The sequence below is a fragment of the Solirubrobacter ginsenosidimutans genome, from assembly GCF_027587205.1.
Map to the genome: position 1 here is coordinate 1 of NZ_JAPDOD010000123.1, position 1,921 is coordinate 1,921.

1 protein-coding gene is annotated in these 1,921 nt (G+C 75.0%); it reads left to right on the forward strand.

Features of this window, described 5'->3' with window-relative positions; genetic code table 11:
• Positions 1-1,921, forward strand: a 1,921-nt coding sequence (locus OM076_RS44425; protein WP_270046730.1) for a UvrD-helicase domain-containing protein, incomplete at both ends; no start/stop codon positions are given.

Genomic DNA, 1,921 nt, shown 5'->3' on the forward strand with positions numbered 1-1,921 from the left:
CTCGGCCCCGCCAGCGGGCGGCGAGCCCGCGGCGGCCGGCGGCGCCGGCACGGCCGCGCCGCGCGACGGCGCTCCGCCGTGGCCCGGGGCGCTGAACCCCGCCGAGCTCAAGGGCGGCGCGAAGGCCCTCACGTCCGACGCCTGCGAGGCCTACCGGACCGCCTGGGCCGCGTATCGCTCCGCCTGCGCCGACTATCACGCCGGCTCCGCCCTCGCCCTGATCGACGCCCTTCTCTCCCGCTACGGCGCGGCCTACGACGACAAGAAGGCCGAGCGGGCGGCGATCGACTTCGACGATCTGGAGCTGCGCGCTCGCGACCTCCTCGACGACACGCAGACCCGCGACAAATGGGCGGCCCGCTTCGAGCAGATCATGATCGACGAGTTCCAGGACACGAACGCGGTCCAGCTCGGCATCCTCGAGTCGCTCGAGCGCGACAACCTGTTCGCGGTGGGCGACGAGTTCCAGTCGATCTACCGGTTCCGCCACGCGGACGTGAACATCTTCCGGAACCGTGCGAAGACGCTGGACCCACGCGAGGTGCGCCGGCTCGCGGTCAACTTCCGCAGCCGCGAGGAGCTGCTGGACGCGCTCAACGCCGCGTTCGCGCCCGAGCTGGGCGAGCGGTTCTCGCCGCTGAAGGCGGGTCGCAAGGAGCTGTCGATCGACGAGCACGGGGCGCTGCGGCTGTTCGACCTTGAGCCGCCGTCCGGCCTGCCGCCCGTCGAGCTGCTCGTCACGGGAACGCAGGGCTGGGAGGAGCTCGCGCCGCGGCTCGGGCTGGCGCAGGGGGGAGACCAGCCGTGGCGGCGCGCCGAGGCGCGCCTGATCGCCGACCGCCTGAGGACCGAGCTCGACGACGGCCGCCGCGCCGGGGACATGGTCGTGCTCGTCCGGGCGACGAGCAGCCTGCGACTGCTCGAGGAGGCGCTCGAGGAGCAGGGCCTGCCGACCTACGTGGTCGGCGGACGCGGCTACTGGAGTCAGGAGCAGGTCCGCGACGGGCTCGCCTGGCTGCGCGTGCTCGCCAACCCGCACGACGAGGAAGCGCTGCTCACCGTCCTGTCCTCGCCCTTCCACGGCGCGGGCACCGACGAGCTCGTCCTTCTCGCCCAGGAGGGCCGCACCCGCGGCAGCCTGTGGGACGCGGTCCAGGCGAGCGGCTCCAAGGTCGCGCAGCTGCTCGCGGCCGAGCGAGAGCACGCGCAGAGAGCTCCGCTGGAGGTCCTGCTCGAACGCGCGATCGTCGCCACCGGCTACGACCTCGCCACGCTGTCACGACCCGGCGGCGACCGCCGCCTGGCGAACCTGCGCAAGCTGATGCGGCTCGCCGGCGAGTACGAACGCGCCGAGGGCCGCGACCTGCGCGGCTTCCTCGCCGACGCGCAGGCGCGCGATCTCGCCGAGGCGCGCGAGGGCGAGGCCGCGCTCGAGTCCGAGGGCCTGGACGCCGTGCGGCTGATGACGATCCACCGCGCCAAGGGCCTCGAGTTCCCCGTCGTGTGCGTGGCCGACCTTGGCCGCAAGGCGGGCGGGACGCGCCCGGCGCTGCTGGTGTCCGACAACGGCACGGCAGGCCTCCGGCTCGCCCCGCTCGGCGGCGGCGACACGATCCCGACCACCGCCTGGGAGCGCCTCGCCGACGCGGACAGCACCGCCGACGCCGAGGAGGAGCGCCGCCTCTTCTACGTCGCGATGACCCGAGCGAAGGAGCTGCTGATCCTCTCGGGCGGCACCGACGTGACCAAGTGGCCGCCCCCACGCCCGGGCGGCCCGCCGATCGACTGGATCGCCCGCGCGATCGTCGGCCTCCCGGAGGCCGTGTTCGCCCGCGCCGCCGAGGCGGCGGCGAGCGCCGCGGTGCCGAGCGGCGCGACCGCGAGTGGCGCGGCGGCGGCGAGCGCCGCGGCGGCCGTCGCG